This window comes from Pedobacter suwonensis, assembly GCF_007833675.1.
Classification (GTDB): Bacteria; Bacteroidota; Bacteroidia; order Sphingobacteriales; family Sphingobacteriaceae; genus Pedobacter; species Pedobacter suwonensis.
The window spans coordinates 1,892,442-1,911,147 of the sequence record NZ_CP031708.1; the positions used below are offsets into that span (position 1 = coordinate 1,892,442).

Annotated in this window: 8 protein-coding genes; 2 read left to right on the plus strand and 6 right to left on the minus strand. The window is 41.8% G+C overall.

Features of this window, described 5'->3' with window-relative positions; translation table 11 throughout:
* From DV942_RS07755 to DV942_RS07775, 6 genes are all read right to left on the minus strand, one after another.
* Positions 1–2,877, minus strand: coding sequence for a SusC/RagA family TonB-linked outer membrane protein (locus tag DV942_RS07755; RefSeq protein ID WP_145856575.1), 2,877 nt, complete (start codon positions 2,875–2,877; stop codon positions 1–3).
* A 27-nt stretch (positions 2,878–2,904) separates the two neighbouring features.
* Positions 2,905–4,788: a RagB/SusD family nutrient uptake outer membrane protein gene (locus DV942_RS07760; RefSeq protein WP_090981719.1), complete on the minus strand. Its 1,884-nt coding sequence runs from the start codon at positions 4,786–4,788 to the stop codon at positions 2,905–2,907.
* Positions 4,789–4,798: 10 nt separating this feature from the next.
* Positions 4,799–7,873, minus strand: coding sequence for a SusC/RagA family TonB-linked outer membrane protein (locus DV942_RS07765; RefSeq protein ID WP_244950849.1), 3,075 nt, complete (start codon positions 7,871–7,873; stop codon positions 4,799–4,801).
* A gap of 713 nt (positions 7,874–8,586) precedes the next feature.
* Entirely contained in the window at positions 8,587–8,730 is a 144-nt protein-coding gene (locus DV942_RS23450; RefSeq protein WP_186462445.1) for a hypothetical protein, read from the minus strand.
* A 226-nt stretch (positions 8,731–8,956) separates the two neighbouring features.
* The gene (locus DV942_RS07770; RefSeq protein WP_145856579.1) at positions 8,957–13,132 is read right to left on the minus strand and encodes a hybrid sensor histidine kinase/response regulator transcription factor; all 4,176 of its coding nucleotides are present in this window, start codon (positions 13,130–13,132) and stop codon (positions 8,957–8,959) included.
* Positions 13,133–13,341: 209 nt separating this feature from the next.
* A complete protein-coding gene (locus DV942_RS07775; protein WP_145856582.1) occupies positions 13,342–14,442 on the minus strand; it encodes an endo-1,4-beta-xylanase in 1,101 nt (366 codons plus the stop codon).
* A 294-nt stretch (positions 14,443–14,736) separates the two neighbouring features.
* Here DV942_RS07775 and DV942_RS07780 point away from each other — a divergent pair, with 294 nt between their 5' ends.
* Both DV942_RS07780 and DV942_RS07785 read left to right on the plus strand, forming a co-directional pair.
* A complete protein-coding gene (locus DV942_RS07780; RefSeq protein WP_145856584.1) occupies positions 14,737–15,825 on the plus strand; it encodes an endo-1,4-beta-xylanase in 1,089 nt (362 codons plus the stop codon).
* 206 nt (positions 15,826–16,031) lie between these two features.
* Positions 16,032–18,659 (plus strand): glycoside hydrolase family 3 protein, encoded by a 2,628-nt coding sequence (locus tag DV942_RS07785; RefSeq protein ID WP_145856586.1) that lies wholly within the window; start codon positions 16,032–16,034, stop codon positions 18,657–18,659.
* Positions 18,660–18,706: the final 47 nt, after the last annotated feature.

Here is an 18,706-nt window from a genome sequence, read left to right on the forward strand (position 1 = left end):
TTAAAACAAAGCCTTTACACCGAGGTTATAAAACCGGGTTTGAGGTGAAGTATTGACATTGAGTTCCAGTATATCACGTTCCGGAGAAATGGTAAGCAGGTTCATACCACTGGCATAAATACCTAATTCCCTTACGAATCCGTTACGGAACAGGTTGGCCGGAAACTGGTAAGATAACTGCACTTTCGACAAATCAAAACGGTTCGTACTGTACAGCCAGAAGTCTGAAGAGCGGAAATTATTATCGCTGTTTGCTGTAGTTAACCGTGGATAGGTCGCTGTAGCTTGCGTTTCAGGAGTCCAGCGGTCTCTAACTACTACGGAATATTTATCCTCGCCGTCTACCCAGAAATAACTACTGTTTTTCATGGCTTTGGCGCCATAACGGCCGGTACCCAATACAAACAGGGTTAAATTTTTCCATTTCGCAGTCAGGTTAACACCCAGAGTCATTGGTGCTCCCATCCATCCACCTTTACCCAGGTAAACTTCATCCCTTGTATCAATAATACCATCACCATTCTGGTCTTTGTATTTTAAATCTCCGGGTTTAACCTGGCCAAAAGACTGGGCAGGCGAAGCAGCAATATCAGCAGTGCTGGTAAAAAAGCCCATACTTTGCAGCCCCCAAAGCGCGTCGAGTGGTTTTCCTGTACGGTTCAGGTAATCAAACTGGTAAGATTCAGCACGTTTGGTGGCTTTGGTATCGTAATAGGTGCCGGTTACCCCCAGAGTCCAATCTATCTCTCCGGTTCTTTTATTCATCCTGATGCCAAAATCGAATCCTCTGCGCTGATCGTTATCGTAGTTTACAAACGGGATATCAGAATATACCGGAAATCCGGTAGTCAGGTAGGAAGGATAAAGTACACCCGGCTGTACTACATTGCCGCGCATTTGACTGAAAAATGCAGAAGCGGTAAAGTTGATCAGGTTTTTGTAGAACGATCCTTCCAGACCGATATTAATCTCTCTTCTCTGCGGAAACTTTAAATTAGGGTTATCTCCTCTTCGACGGTCAAAAGTATGTACCAATCCGCCATCACGCCAGCTGTACCAGGCCGCATCGTTATAGGTAAAGTAGCCCTGGTAAAGGTTATAGTTGTTGATGTCGAGGTCGGTATTCAGGATTCCTGCAGAAGCCGTAACCTTCAACTGATCAACGATTTCTGAATTTTTAAGAAACGCTTCTTCACTAAGACGCCATCCTAAAGATAATGTTGGCGAGAATGCGCCACGGTTAGCTATTGGCAATTTTGCCGAATATACATATGCACCGCTGAAATCGGCATAGTAACGATGATCATAGTTGTAACCCAACTGCAAACCCAGATTGGCGTTGTTGGTAGCATGATAAACCGAAGATTCGCTGATGTTAAAACCATAACCCAACAATGATCCGGTAACATTATGCTTTTGTTTAAAAGTACGTGCATAATTAAACTGACCTGAAAAAGAGATGGTTTGGCGATAGGCACTTCCGCTCACGTTCTGTACGCCCGATCTGGCATCAATACCATACTTTGTTAAACTCGAAATCTGGTCAATGCCTGCATAATTGTTCCATGTTGCTTCGTAAACCGAATAGGTATTATTATACGATTGATTAAAAGCACTTGAATAATCAACCGCTAGCATGGTTTTAAAGCTCAGTCCCTGCATCAGGCTGTTAAGGTCAAAATTTATCCCGGTATTAAACTGGAACTGGCGGGATACGTTACGGTTGTAACCTCCTGCATAAATACTGGCAAAAGTATTCGTCTGGTCCAGCTGGCTTCCGCCCAAAAGATAGCTGCCATTGATGATATTATTGCTGTTATTGGCCTGTGCCAGCGAAGCCACATCGCCAGGCTCGATCATACTGATGGGAATAAGCGGCGCAAAACGATACGGACGAACCGTAGCTGCGCTGCCCCAATAATCTGTATTTACACCTTTTCCGGTATAGAAACTGGCCGTAGCATCCACATTTAAGGAAATGATCTTATTCAGTTTTACATCAATATTTCCACGTACATTAAACCGGTTGGCACCACTGTTTTTTACGGCTTCACCAAAATTCAGCAGCGAACCAATCGACCAGTAACCCAGGTTGGTGTAATAACGTGTGCGGTTGTTTCCGCCTGAAATTTCTGCGGTAAGGTCGTTTCGTCCATAGCTGTTTCTCAGATAATCTGAAGAATAGTAATCTACGTTCGGGTAGCGGTAAGGATTTGCCCCGGAGGCATAGTTGTATATGGTCTGCTGGGTATAAAGGTCTGGCAATCCATCATTGCGGCGCGCTTCATTATACAAGGTCATATATTCTGCAGAACCCAGAAACTGTGGATAGCTTTTAGGAATATTTAAACCTGTATTGGCCCTTACATTTACTTTTTGTTCATAATTACCTCCTCTTTTAGTGGTAATGTACAATACGCCTTTAGCTGCACGGCTACCATACAATGCTACCGCATTAACACCTTTAAGTACGGTAACCTGGTCAATTTCCGTTGGCATAATGTTGTTGATGTCTCTCGGAATTCCGTCTACCAATACGAGGTAGCCGCCCATTCCCCAAATGTTACCGTTAAAACCCGGCAAAAGGGCATCAAGGCCTTCAAGGCTGGAGGTAGTATAGTTTTTTTCCAGCATTTGAGATAGATTTATGGCCGAAACATCACCTAAAAGGTCGCGTTTAGCCACTTTTCTGAATGCAACCTGTACAGAATCTACCTGAGGCATTACAAATATGGTATCTTGTGACTGGCGTTCTTCGCTTTTATTAACGGATTTATTATTTTTTCTGGCCTGCCTGTTGGTTTGCGCTGATCCTGCTGCCGGCAGTAAAAAGGCAACGGCAAGGCATAAGGCTGATATTATCTTGATCTGTTTCATTTCATTCGTTTGAATTAGTTTACGCCCTTACCAGCCTGGATTTTGTTTAAATTCCATATACATGTTTACATCGGCATTTTTGAGTGGCAGCCAATAATGTTTCTGACTAAACTTCCGCTCCAGAATAACCACTTCTTTCAGGTTAACAACCCGGTTAGCTGTAGGGTCGGTAGTGCTGAAAGTTCCGCTACGATCAAACTCAACCGATGTTTTCAACGTGTATGGTTTTTCAATCAATAGCAACCAGCGGCGCAGATCGTTAAAGCGGTGGCCCTCAAATGATAATTCTACGGCGCGTTCTCTTCGTACTTCACCCAAAAATCCATCTACCGAAGTCAGGAACTTAGCTGCCACATTAGCTACTCCGGCCCTGGTACGGATCACGTTGATGGCATCAACCGCTGTTTTGGAAAAACCAGGATCTTTACCTGTAGGCGAATTGTAGCCCATCAGCGCAGCTTCAGCATACATCAGGTAGATATCGGCCAAACGCATATAAGGAACATAAATGTGAAGGCTATTGCCATACGAATAACCATTATCATATTTGTTAGCCGTAATCGGAATAAATTTGCGCAAAACATAACCGGTTCTGCTTCCTGTACTTACATCGCGGTAACTTCCGCTGGTGTATAAATTGGCATATCTGTTTTTCTCATCACTGGCACCCATCGCACCTTGTACAAATTTTACACCGTCATAAACGATGTCATTATAAAACCTTGGATCTCTACCTTTCCATGGATATTCAGGATTGTAACCCGATTCACTGTCGGCCTTGGTAATATCCTGGATCGGCAAGCCATTGGCCATACCGTAATAATCTACATAATTAGCCGTAGGCGTAAACTTTAAGTCGCCTTCTGAAATCACTACCGGTGTATATTGCTTACTGGTTCCCCAGTTGGAATTATTGGCACTGAAAAACGGACCGCGGAATATGGCTTCGGTGCTTCCGGGTAAATCCCAGTTTTGCCCGCTGGTGTAAAAATTACGATAATAGTTTTTGAATTCTACCAGGGCATATTGCGTAGTACCACTTTCGGTAAGGGTAAGCAGCTCGGCAAATGCAGCTGCTGCTTTTTTACAGTAGTCGGCATCGTAGGTCTTGCTACCGGTGGATTCGAAATTCATCAGCGGACTTCCTGCCCACAGGTAATTTTTACCCAGGTAACCCAAAGCCATGATTTTATTGATGCGCAATGCGTTTTTTCCCAGGCTACGTTTACCCGCTGTGGTATTGTCCCAGTTAACCGGTAAAATATCTGCAGCAGCCCTAAAATCTGCAGCAGCTTTGTCGGCACACGCTTTATAGCTTAGGCGTGGAAGGGTGAGTTTTGAATCGGTAGGCAAAACGGTATCTATATAAGGTAAGCCACCAAAATATTCCATCAGCCTGTGGTGAAACCAACCGCGGAAAAACAGCAGCTGCCCCTTGATCAGGTTTCTTTCCTCATCCGTAGCATCTGTCATCTTATCCATATTGGCCAGGCCCATGTTCACTTTACTGATCCCATACCAGGCCGCTTTCCAAAGGTCCTTGTTAAAACGATCGTTATTAGTGCTAAAATTATTGTGGTTCATCCAACCCGAGCCCCAGCCATCAAATTCAGCTTGCCAGCCCCAGAAATTTCCATCGTCTATTTTATGGATAAAATGAAAGTTTCCGGCGGTTGAAGTAATCTCATCCTCTCCCCAATTCCAGGAGTTGGTCCAGTAGTTTGTGCTAAAATTTACAATACAGTTGTAGAGTTCTTCGGTATAGCCCTGGAAATTAACAAAATTCTTAAAAGCCTCTTTTTCCGAAATCACTGTTTCATCGGCTTTATCCAGGTATTTTTCACACGAAGAAAGGGATACTGTCGACCAGATAATGGTACAACATACTAAAGTTTTGATATATTTTTTCATGATTGTAGCATTAAAAAGTAATGTTAGCCCCAATGTTAAATCGCTTTACAGTTGGATAAGCACCTTGTGATGCCCAACCTGTTCCGGCAAAATTGGACTCCCGGTCATCAGGCATCTTGGTCCATACGTACAGGTTATTTCCGTTTACATATACCCGCAGCGATTCCATGCCGATACGTTTGATGAAACTTTTACTTTTTTCGAAAGTGTAAGCCAATTCTGCATTTTTTAACCGGATGTAAGATCCGTCGTACATGTAGCGGTTACCGGAAGTATAGCCACTGGCCGTAGATAGCCACCGTGGTAGCGGCACATCGGCATTTGGGTTATCTTTGCTCCAGTAAGATCCCTCATTATATACCAAATGATTCTGGCCGGCTAAACTGCTAAATACCACCTGGCGGGTTACATTGTTTACGCCATAGAGCTGAACAAACAAACTGAAACCTTTCCAATCTACGCCAAATGTAGCGTTGTAGGTGTTTTGAGGGTTTGATGGAAAACCATAAGGAATATTATCTTTTGAATCGATAATACCATCGCCGTTATAATCGATGATATAATAATTCCCCGGTAACTTTTGCCCGTCGTTATTGTCGTGGATAGTGCTGCCATAAAGTTCATCCCAGGTATTGTAATTTCCGGCACTCACGTAAGAATAACTCTGGCTGATTTGTTTATTGGCCCTTTTCTGATATTCGGGTAACAATTGGGCATCATCAGCTTCGATCACTTTATCTTTTGCATGGGTATAGTTCAGGTTGGCCCAAAGTCTCCAGTTCTGTCCCAATCTTTTGTTAAAGGCCAGTTCCAGCTCATAACCCTTGTTTTCTACAATACCGAGGTTGGCCACCGGTGCATCAACACCGAAATAAGAAGGGATGGCGCGGTTAGCACCGAGAATCAGGATGTCGGTACGGCGGTCGCGGAAAAAGTCAGCCTTTCCGGTAACCATACCTTTAAAGAAACTATAATCAATACCAAAATTGGTTTTCTTTACCTTTTCCCAATGTACATCAGGATTGCCAAGCGCTGATATTTTATACCAGGTGTACGGACTTAATTCAGAACCCTCGCCGGTTACGCCAAGTTTGGTCTGACCGCCGTACGCCCACTGTGTAAGATAAAGCCAGCGACCGCTTACATTATCATCACCAATGGCTCCGTACGAAGCACGCAATTTAAGCATATCAATGAACTTCAGCGGTTTCATAAATTTTTCCTCACTTAACATCCAGCCCAGTCCTCCTGATGAAAAGAATGCGAAACGGTTTTTCGTACTGAATTTCTCAGAACCATTGTACGCACCATTATATTCGATCATGTATTTATTGGCATAATTGTAGGTGGTACGGAAAACCCAGTCTTCACGGTAGTTTGGAATCTCACTTCCTGTTGCTACTTCATTCCGGTTGAAAAGTCCCATAGCTGTAATGTTGTGGTTGGTACCCAGTTTTACAGCATAATTGAGTTGGCCCTGGTAGAACAACCTGCGTTGGGTAGACCAATCCTGCACGGTACCTCCACTTGTGGTCCAGTTGATCCCATTCTGAAAATCGAAGCGGTTGGTTCCGTCAAATGCCTGCTCATAAGTAGTTAATCCGGTTTTTGGATCGATCCATTTGCTTTGAATACCATTGTACAAATCATTAATCCCCCTGTTTCCTTCTATAAAAGAATTATCCAGCGCAATGGTACCTTTGAAGTTTAAGCCCTTTACCAGCGATCCCAGGTCCTGGTCAAGTGTAAAATCGGTTGTAATCCTGCTCGTGGTGGTATAGCCTACCCCACTAACGGCCAGGTTCCGGGCAGAGTTTAAACCTTTTTGCACATTTGGTGCATAATAACCCCATGTACCATCCGAATATTGCGGCATAAATACATCAGGAGCAGTAGAATAAGCAGAAATCCAGTAAGAATAATCGCTGTTGGAATTGCCCCATGGGCTTTTCTTCACCCCTCTGGAACCTGATAAATTCACTTTAAAAAGGGTGGATTTACTCAGTTGAAAATCGAGGTTACTTCTCACATTTAACCTGTTAAATCCGTAACCTGGCTCGTAACCACGATCATTTTTAAAAGTGCGGAACAAATCGCCTTCATACAGGTAATCAGCATTGGCAAAATATTTAACTTTAGCGGTTCCGCCCGAAATGTTTAGGTTAACATTGTTGGACAGGGCATAATCTTTAAACAATACCTCGTCCCAGTTTACATTCGGATAGCGTTCTGATTCTGCTAAATTTGCAGGATAACGGTATTTATTAATCGTAGCCTGCGGCAGATAATCTGCCCAGCTTTCGGGCTTAAGGGAAAGTTCATTTTCAATAGCCTGGTTTTTTATGGTCAGGGCATCATAAGAATCATATTTCCCCGGTAAACGTGATGGAGATTTAATTACATTATTGATGGTACCCCTGATAGATGCCTGTCCTTCGCGGCCACGTTTGGTGGTAATCAGGATTACGCCATTGGCTCCCCTTACCCCAAATACTGCTGTTGCAGAAGCGTCTTTCAACACCGATATGGTTTCTACAGAACCGATATCCACACTATTCATTGTCCGTTCAATACCATCTACCAGGATTAACGGACCGGTATTGTTCCATGTACTACGACCACGGATCAGTATTTGAGGATCTTCCTCGCCGGGCATTCCTGTACTGGCAGTAGTGATCACCCCCGGCACATTACCGGTTAATGCAGCACCTATGCTCGATACCCCACCGGCACGTTCCAGTATCTTACCCGTAGTTTGCGCAATGGCGGCTACCACACTGGCTTTTTTCTGTGTACCGTAACCGATTACCACTACATCATTAAGGGCAGATTGATCTTCTGAAAGGACAATTTTGAGGTTGTTTTTCCCTTTTGTAGAAACTTCCTTAGTTACCATACCCACATAACCAATTACCAGAATGGACTGATCGCCAGGTACATTAATCACAAACCGGCCATCAGTGTCCGTTTGGGTACGGATCTTTGTGCCTTTAACAGTAACTGTGGCACCTATTATTGGCGTTTGCTTATTATCGGAGATGGTTCCGGTTACCTTTGTCTGCTGTGCAAAAGTGATTTTAATCATCAGCATTAAGGTTAGCATTGTTAAACAACATCTTTTAAAGAGTTGTCTTTTCGGGCCCAGGTTATCCCCAGCAAAATGCAATAGTATAATTCTTTTCATTTTTCGAAATCATTTATTGAGCATGATGGGTAAAATTGATGACGTCTGTTTGATATGGCATTCCGGAACATTTTATTCCCGATAAGACGTTTCGAAAGGAAGTAGTTTTCCTAAATGGAATTTTAAGTAAATCTCTTAGCATTATTATTTGGTTAGGGTTTTTAAATAGGAAGAAAAGTTGATTTTAATTCTTTCTTCAATAATGATCAGCTTCACGATGTGGTAACGGTTACTCTCCAATTTAACTGGTACAGACAGGCACGCTATCTTTTGAGCATGATTTTATCATTTGGCTATTAATTGTGTAATCAGTTAAGCGCATACCGAAGCCTTAAAAAAGTTACTATGTTGGTGGTTTCATCCAATTGCGTTTTAGCATACCTATTTTTGTAATCAGCATTTCCGGTCTGGGTAATCTAACTTCCGTTTGTATTTTGCTTGTAAATGCCACCTGGCATCTACCTCTCATCGTCGGTAATTTTTAACCAAAGCAATAGTGCATTTAGCTTTGATGAATTTCAGGTCGACTTGTTATGGCTCAATACCTGCATGTAAATGAAAGTCATTTTTCAAATTATACAGCAAGCCATTGCTTAGCCATTACAGCGCTTGTTCTACCTATCGCTCAATGGAATTAAAAGTGGGTAAACCGAAGTTTTGGATTGGTATTGATTTGACATCGCCGGCAGATTTGTCCCTTTTTGCAGGGCCAGATTGCTTAAGCCTTCCTCATAGAAGTTGATCAGTTGATTAGTCATGGTTTATAAGTTTTATTTGGTTAATCCAAACATAGCCCAAAAACGAATTTAAAGGTTAGAAGATTTGTGCATAAATCAGATACAAATGTTCTATCAACTCAAATATTTGAAATACAATCATTTAGATAAGCAAAAAACCGTTATTTATACTAATACTCGAAATATTATATTTGATAAAACGATTTTACCAGTGCAAAACAATCGATTGCATAATAGTAAATTTCAGCTAATTGCCCGCATCAGGAGCATGATCATGCTTACGGTAAAGGTTCAAATATTCTGAGGGTTGCATACCAAATTTTGATTTAAAAGACTTGGCAAAATAGTTTGGTGTAGCAAAGCCTACCAGGTAAGCAATCTGCGAAATATTCAGGTCGCTTTTTATGAGTAAAGCCGCAGCTTTATCAAGCTTTACCGAGCGGATATACTCCACCGGCGAAAGCCCTGTTAATTCCAGCACTTTGTGGTAGAGCGAGCCACGGCTCATCCCTACATTTTTGCTTAAATCTTCTACAGATAATTGTGAATTATTGATGTTATCCTCAATGTACTTCAAGATATTCTTAAGCAACTTATCACCATGCGATTCAACCGAAATCTCCGCTGTTTCCATTTTGATCTGTTTGGTATAGGTATTTTTCAGGGTACGGTTAAGGAGCAAAAGGTTTTTGATTTTAATATTGAGGATATCAATATTAAAAGGCTTGGTGAGGTAATCGTTTGCACCAATTTCGAGCCCCGTCAATTGTTCCTGTTCTCCTGTAAGCGCAGTTAACAGAATAACCGGAATATGTTTTGTTCTTTTATCTTCCTTTATCTTTTTACAAAGTTCAATACCTGACATATTTGGCATACTGATATCGCTTACGATAAGCTCAGGATGGTTTGCCAGTGTTTTTTGCCAGCCCTCCTTACCATCTGCCGCTTCTACAATACGGTAATGTGCTTTCAAATTATCTTTCAGGTATTCCCGAAGGTCCTGATTATCCTCTACGAGCAGAATGGTGTGAATTTCTCCATCCGTTTCGCTCATGGCTTTAGCTGAAACTTCTTCCTCAGTCTGTATTGGGGTTTCGGGGCTGGAAAAATCAACGTTAAGTTTTTCGATATGGTCTAGCAGCGGTAAAGGCAGGGCAATCATAAAATGTGTGCCCTTTCCAACCTCGCTTTGCAAATCAATGGTCCCACCCTGTATTTTGACAAACTCTTTGATGATGGAAAGCCCGATTCCACTTCCCTGGTTCAGGATAGATACCTCGGTATCGGCCTGAAAAAATCGTTCGAATACTTTCTGCTGCTCTTTTTCGCTGATGCCAATGCCCGTATCGCTTACCGTGATCAGGACAGTCTCTTCCTGCCCGTTACGAGGTGTTCTTTTTAAATCAACGGTGATGGTACCACCTGATGGCGTAAACTTAAAGGCATTGGAAAGCAGGTTGAATAAAATACGTTCCAGCTTGTCATGGTCAAACTCCGTTGGATAGCTATCGAACTGGGTCTGGAAAGTAAGACTTATCGATTTCCGTTCGCTTAAATCGTTGAAAGATTCGATTACATCGGCAATAAAGGAAACCAGTTCACCCGGGGCATTATTGATCTTGAGTTCATTTTCTTCAATTTTACGAAAATCGAGGATTTGGTTCACCAGGTTGAGCAAGCGGCGGGCATTCCGTTTTACTATTTTAAGCGATGCGTTTTTGGTCTCATCGCCCTGTTGCGAAAGGAGTTTCTCGACCGGCCCCAGGATAAGCGAAAGTGGTGTACGGAACTCATGGCTCAGGTTGGTCAGGAATTTAATTTTTAGCGAATCCAGCTCATGCAATCGCTCGGCCTCTTTTCTATCCTGCAAAATCTGCTGTTCAATTTTTGTTTTTTCCTGCACCAGCGCGAACTTTCTCTCCAAGTTTTTGATGCCCCGGTGACGGATATAAAGTAAAGTACTGGCAATAGCAACCAGGTAAAAAATATAAGCATAGATGGTTCTCCACCACGGTGGATGAACAATTATCTTTATCGAAGATTCGGTTGTATTCCAAACGCCATCATTGTTGCTTGCCCGTACATGGAAGATATATTCTCCCGGATCGAGATTGGTATAAGAAACCGTTTTAGCTGTACCGGCATCAATCCATTCCTTATTAAAACCTTCAAGCTTATAACTATAACGGTTTTGTTCCGGAGCCGTGTAGTTTACACTTACAAAGCTCAGTGAAAAATTCTGCTTATAATCCAGGTCGATTTTTTTGGCAACCGAAATATGGTCGGTTATCGGTCCGTCCTCGCTCGCCTCGATCACATTATTGGAAATTTTTAGCTCGGTAAAAAGTACAGCGGGAACATTTTTGTTTTTTCTGAATCCGGCCGGGTTGAAGTAATTCATCCCTTCTGCCCCACCAAAAAATATTTCACCGTCTTTGCATTTTAAGGCTGCTCCCCTGATAAAGCTATTGTTTTGCACGCCATTGTATATGCCGTAATTGCTAAATTTTTGTGTCTTTGGGTCGAAACGGCTGATCCCTTTGCTGGTACTCAACCAAATATTATGATTGTCGTCTTCAACAATGGCATCGATAACATCATTTGCCAAACCATTACGTTCGGTAAAATTGATGAACTTATTTGTCCTTTTATCCAATAGGTTTAAGCCGCCTCCAGCTGTACCGATCCAGATCCGCCCCTTTGAATCTTCCAGAAAGGCCTGAACAATATCGCCCTTAAGGCCTGAGTTAAGTTCGTTGTAATGTTTAATACTGGTCTTATCAGCACTAATCATGGCTACACCAGAACCATGAGAGCCTACCCAAATGTTTGCAAAACGGTCTTCTTTAATAAAACGGATATAATTATTAAGTGGAAATTTGCGGTCTGTGGGCGACTGTACCTTATCAACATACCTAAAAACAACCTTATGGTTAGCATCCATCACATTAATTCCCCCTCCATTGGTGCCAACCCATATCAGCCCGTTTTTATCCTGGGTAATGCAAAATACATCATCAGAATTAAGACCGGAATCCGTATTGCTTTTCCGGTAAGAGGCCGCTTTGCTTAGCGTTGAATCCAGCACGATCAAACCATAGCCAAAAGTACCCAGATAGAGTTTCTTGGCTGAACTGACAAATAGCGACATCAGGGTTAGACGCGGCGGCAAACCCAACTTTTCTAAATTAACTTTGTGGAACAGACCAGTATTTCTGTTGAAAATACTCAGTCCGCCGCCCTCTGTAGCTACATATATCTCCGTAAGGTTTTTCGGTGCAAATGAAGTTACTACAGGCGCGTTTAAACCATATACATCGAACACATTGCTCTTAATGAGGTTAAAGAGATTGAGGTTGCTATCAAATTTATTGATTCCCTCGCGGTATAAACCTAACCAGTATATACCCTCTTTATCTATATATACATATTTTACACTGGTGCCCCTTAAGCTGTAGGGATTGCGGGGATTTGGCCGGTATACCCTCACTTTTTTGGTACGGAGATCAAAAACGTTAAGACCATCTTCGGTACCCAGCCATAAGTGACCGTTTGGCGATACCGCAATACTTTGAACATTATTATCACTCAGTGAATTGGGATCGCCAGGAACGTGCTGATAGTTTTCAAATCCCATACCATCCGATTTGAGCATACTTAAGCCTGAGGTAGTACCAACCCAGATATTGCCATCACCATCTTCGGCTAAAGACTTCACTATAGTTCCTGCCAGTTGTACGGGTTTATCTGCTGCAGATCCGATCCGGATAAAAGAAGCATTTTTCCGGTTAAAAAGAAATAATCCATCCTCTGTTCCCACCCACATCCGATGTTTGCTATCTTCCATCAGGATGTTGATTATGGTTGGCGGAAGTTTACCCAACTGGCCGGCTGCAATTGGGAATTTAGACACTTTTTTGGTATCCGGATCAAAAAGATCAAGTCCGGTAAAGGTGGCCACCCATATTTTACCCAAATAATCACTGGTAATATACCTGATCAGGCTGTGACTGAAACCTGTTGGGCCATTTGAAGCACGATAATTAATGAAAGAATTTTTTCTTCTATCAAAAAGGGCCAGTGAACCTCCACTGGTACCAAACCAAAGGTTTCCCCTGCGGTCTTCATGAATGGCCTTAACCTCGTTAGCCTGAATACTTGTAGAATCGTTTGCCTGATATTTATAAGTGGTAAAGTTGGTACCGTCAAATTTATTTAATCCATCTTCTGTACCAAACCACATCAATCCGTACCGATCTTTAAAAATTACAGTTACATTGTTAGATGATAACCCGTTTTTAGAGGTCAGAGAGGTGAAACGCAATTCAGGCTGTTGCGTTTTAGGCTGTGCTATAATATCGCCCGCATTAAAAAGCAGGTAAACAAGTAGAACGAAGGATAGATAAGCAGAACCCCTGAGCATATTTAATGATTTTGCTGTATTAATAAAATTTCAACTTCAAAAGGTGTAGAAAAGCTAAACAATGCGCTAAAATCTAAGGAAGATTCAAAATTATCTGGATACATGATCTATTTGGCTTAGTGGCGGTAAGATAAAAAAACTAATTTAGTTCATTGCATCATTACCGCTTTCACAGTATTATTTTCTTCATTATCAGCTTAAAAAACTGATTATTTTCTGAAATCAACCACACTCCAATAGGCTTTTTTTCTTTGCAGGTTTTGATCAAAAAGCAAGGGATAGTTTTTTCTTCCGGGTACGGGGTATTGATCGAGCCATGTAGAACGATCAGAAAGATTCCAAAAAGTTACACTGCTGATTTCCTTTTTAAAACTTCTGAAAATAGAAAAAATCCGGGTGTATCGGTCAATTTGCTTTTTTTCGAGCGCTGCTGTGAAACGGTCCTGCTCATCTGGTTTCTTAGCCCTTAAGTTTTTCTCCCATGGATAGATGGACAGATCCAGTTCTGTGATCTGAATTTGCAGGCCAAGAGATGCATATAATTTTAATGACTCCCGTAATTCTGTATCACCAGGCTCAAAAACAGACCAATGCCCCTGCAGCCCTACCCCGTGAATAGGGACCTTGTTATCGACGAGTTTTTTCAGCATTTTATAAATCTTGGCTCTTTTTACAGGTCTCTCAGAATTATAGTCATTATAAAAAAGCAATGCATCAGGATCAGCCTCATGCGCATATTCGAAAGCCCTGGCAATAAACTCTTCTCCACAGATCTCATTCCATAAAGAAGGCCTTAAATACTGGTCATCTTCGTCGCCGATCACTTCATTAACAACGTCCCATGCATATACCTTTCCCTTATAACGGCCCACCACGGTTTTAATATGATCTTTAAGCCTTTTGAGCAATAGGGCTTTATCTACCCGGCCTCCGGAACTGTTTTTAAAAATCCATGCCGGCACCTGCTCATGCCAGCATAAGGTATGCCCCCTTATTTTAAGTCGGTTATCATGTGCAAAATTAACCAGCGCATCGGCATCCGCCCAGTTATAAACATCTTCGCGCGGATGAATAGGTTGCATCTTCATGGCGTTCTCCGGCGTTATGCTATTGAATTCCTTTAAAAGCAATGCGCCCTGCTCCCCTTTAATGGTTTGGGGCGAAACCGCTACGCCAATGTTGAAGTAAGACTGATAATAATCTTTCAGGCCTTGATTACTTTTTTTAACTTTAGGGTAACTGCCGCAACTGGCAAAAACCGCGAAAACAGCAATAGTAAAAATGGCAATATGAAATTTAGTTGTACGCATTTATATTTGGTTGAATGGCAAGGTCGATTTTATCCTCATCAGGGTAGCGGAAAAATCAAGTAAATTTAGACCTAAGTAAATACACCGGCAGTCATATTTGTCAAAACAATAAGAACAGATGTTCAAAAAAGCATCAAATCGCTCACAATTGGTTAAATTAATAACCCAATAAGCAGCGAGGCCATCATGTCATAAATTCATTACATGACATTTGTTTCCTTAAATTGACGATAAGAAGCTTGGTCAGCACAAAAAACCTGCGATTTTGCAACTTTATCGCTTACCTGATCAAATATGAGAAAACCGAAAATCTTCCCTTACCTGGCCGTTTTACTTTTGGTTACTGGCATCATGTTCAGTGCATATAAAACCAAGGAGTTTAACACCAAAGGATTAAAAGACTATTACCGAAAATATTTTCCCATAGGTGTGGCGGTTACCCCATGGGACCTTAGCGGTGATAAGCGGAATTTAATTCTTAACCAGTTCAACAGCATCACAGCTGAAAATGCAATGAAAATGGGACCGATCCATCCTATGGAAAACACCTATAACTGGAAAATGGCAGATTCTATCGCATCCTTCGCCAGGATAAATGGACTGAAGCTGCGTGGGCATTGTTTGGTATGGCATAATCAAACCCCTCGCTGGTTATTTAAAAATGAAGATGGAAGTGTGGTATCCAAAGAAACTTTGTTAAAAAGAATTCAAACGCACATTAACACTGTTGTAAGCAGATACAAAAAAGATATATATGCCTGGGATGTGGTTAACGAGGTTATAGCAGATGATTCTGCCTATTTCCGCAAATCGCCGCTATACCAGATCGCAGGCGAGGATTTTGTAGAAATGGCTTTCAGGTATGCCCACCAGGCTGATCCCAATGCCCAGTTGTTTTACAACGACTATAACACAGAACAGCCATCTAAACGTGAGAAAATTTACAAAATGCTAAAAGGTTTGCTGGCTAAGGGTGTGCCAATCCATGGTGTTGGATTACAGGGCCATTGGTCTGTAAATAATCCAAGTCGTTCTGAACTGGAAAAATCCATTGCCCTATTTTCCTCATTAGGACTTAAAATTCAGATTACAGAGCTGGATGTATCGGTTTATAGCGGCAATCAGGGCGGACGTTTAATCCAGGGCAATAAAAGTAGCAATACCGAACAGTTTACACCTGAAATGGAAGAAAAGCAGCGCCAGCAATATAAAATGATTTTTGAAGTGCTGCGTAAATATAAAGCTAACATCACGGGTGTAACTTTCTGGAATTTATCAGATCAATACAGCTGGCTGGACAACCGGGGCCGGAAAAATTTTCCGCTGTTATTTGATCAAAATCTGATGCCCAAAAAAGCATTTTATGAGGTGGTAAAATTTTAACTAACAGTTTTACCTTGAGGTGTTTGAACAAATAAAAAAAATGATTTTTACAGTCACACTGATAATATAAAATTTTAATTTAAAAACGCTTTACGTCTATATACAGGCACTATTAACCAGATCAATCTAAATCATCGAATCTTTTAATCTGCAATAACAAACAGATACAAAAAAATTCTTAGCAGTAAGCTTTTAGCAGCACAATTATGAGAAAACACAAGGACCTTAAAAAATTATTTCTTGCAATCTTGCTCTGCAGTTTCTGCGGTTTCGCCGACGCCCAGGAGTATCCATTTCAAGACTACAAACTTCCGTTTGAAAAGCGGGTAGATGATCTGGTTTCAAGACTTAGCCTGGATGAAAAGGTTATGCAAATGCTTAACTCGGCACCGGCAATTCCCCGTTTTAAGATTCCGGCATACGACTGGTGGAACGAAACTTTACATGGAGTGGCCAGAACGCCTTTCAAAGTCACTGTTTTTCCTCAGGCCATTGCCATGGCTGCAACTTTTGATCCATCTGCACTTTATAAAATGGCCGATTATTCTGCTTTAGAAGGTAGGGCTATTTACAATAAAGCGTTAGCACTGGGAAGAACAAATGAACGTTATCTTGGCCTGACCTACTGGACTCCGAACATTAATATTTTCCGTGATCCGCGCTGGGGAAGAGGCCAGGAAACCTACGGTGAAGATCCTTACCTGACAGGCACGCTCGGCGACGCTTTTGTAAGAGGCCTGCAAGGTGATGATCCAAAATACCTTAAAGCTGCTGCTTGCGCCAAGCATTATGCGGTACACAGCGGTCCGGAACCACTTCGGCATGTTTTTAATACCACAGTAAGCGCTTTCGATTTATGGGATACCTACCTGCCCGCATTTGAAAAACTGGTTACACAATCTAAAGTTGCGGGTGTAATGTGCGCTTATAACGCCTTTCAAGGTCAGCCTTGTTGCGCCAATGATCTTTTAATGACCGATATTCTACGCAGAAAATGGAACTTTAAAGGTTATGTTACCTCTGATTGCTGGGCGATAGACGACTTTTATAAAAACCATAAAACCCATCCAAATGCAGCATCGGCGGCAGCTGACGCTGTTTTTCACGGAACGGATCTGGATTGCGGTACCGAGGCCTACAAGGCGTTGATCACCGCAGTAAAAACGGGCATTATTAAAGAAAAAGACATTGATGTTTCGGTGAAAAGATTATTTATGATCCGATTCCGGTTGGGCATGTTTGATCCGCCTTCCATGGTTAAATATGCCAATACCCCTGCTACTGTGCTTGAAAATAGCGAACATAAAGCACATGCCCTTAAAATGGCCCGCGAATCGATGGTGTTACTCCGGAATGAATCACATACGCTGCCATTAAAAAAGAACCTCAGAAAAATTGTTGTATTGGGCCCTAATGCTGATAATTCAATTTCAGTATTGGGTAATTACAATGGAATTCCTTCAAAAATTACCACAGTTTTAGCGGGAATCAGGGAAAAGGTTGGCCAGCATACCAATGTAGTTTACCAGCAGGCCATTTCATTCACCAATGATACGCTTTTAAGTTACATTGATTTAGACAACGAATACAGAATAAACGGTGTTCAGGGATTTAAGTCAGAATATTTTAACAACACTACGCTTGAAGGAGAACCAGTATTAACCCGTACAGAACCCAGAATTGAAAACAATTGGCAGGAAGGTGAAAAAATTGCCGATAAATTAACAGCCAACCATTTTTCTGCCAGATACAGTACCACATTTAAACCATCCGCTTCAGGTTCGATCACTTTTGAATTGAATGCTGATGACGGCTATCGTTTTATGATTAACGGTAAAAATGTAATTGATGCCTGGTCGAGGAACCGATGGGGCGCTAAAACCTATAAACTAGAGACCGTAAAAGATTCGGTTTACAATCTGGTTGTAGAATACTGGCAAGGGGAAGGAAGTGCAAACATCCGCTTTAAGGCTGGCACCTTTGTAAAAACCGATTTCAATGCACTGACCAAAAGCCATGCAGATGCTGATGCCTTCGTATTTGTAGGCGGAATTTCTCCACAACTTGAAGGAGAGGAAATGAAAGTGGATTATCCTGGATTTAGCGGAGGGGACAGAACTTCTATCATGCTGCCTGCCGTTCAAACAGCCTTAATGAAATCGCTTAAAGAGACTGGAAAACCAGTTGCTTTCGTGATGATGACCGGTAGTGCCATCGCCATACCATGGGAAGCTGAAAACATTCCGGCTATTCTGAATGCGTGGTATGGTGGTCAGGCAACAGGTGAAGCCGTAGCGGATATTCTGTTCGGCGACTACAGCCCATCCGGGCGATTACCGGTTACCTTTTACGCAAGTGATCAGGACCTTGGTGATTTCAGCGATTACAGCATGAGCAACCGAACTTACCGTTATTTTAAAGGTAAACCACTCTATGGATTTGGCTATGGACTTAGCTATTCTTCTTTTTTATATGAAAATTGTGTTGCTCCTGCGGTATTAAAAGCTGGAAAAGGTATGGAGATATCGGTTCAGGTTAGTAATAAAGGAAGTTTCAAGAGCGACGAAGTTGTTCAATTGTACCAACTCAATAACCAAAAATCAATCAAATCAGCAGCTAAAGCTTTAAAAGGCTTCAAGCGGATCAGCCTTGAACCCGGAGAAAGTAAGCTGGTTAAATTCAGCTTAAAAGCCAATGATCTTGCTTATGTTGACCAGAATGGATCGAAACAATTTTACAAAGGCGGTATTACATTGGCAATCGGTGGTAGCCAACCAGATGAGCTAGCTGCCAAAAGCGGAAATATCATCAAAAAAGTTATCCGCGTAAACTAATCTGTACCTAAGATAACTCATTAATCCTTGCAATAAACCATTAACAA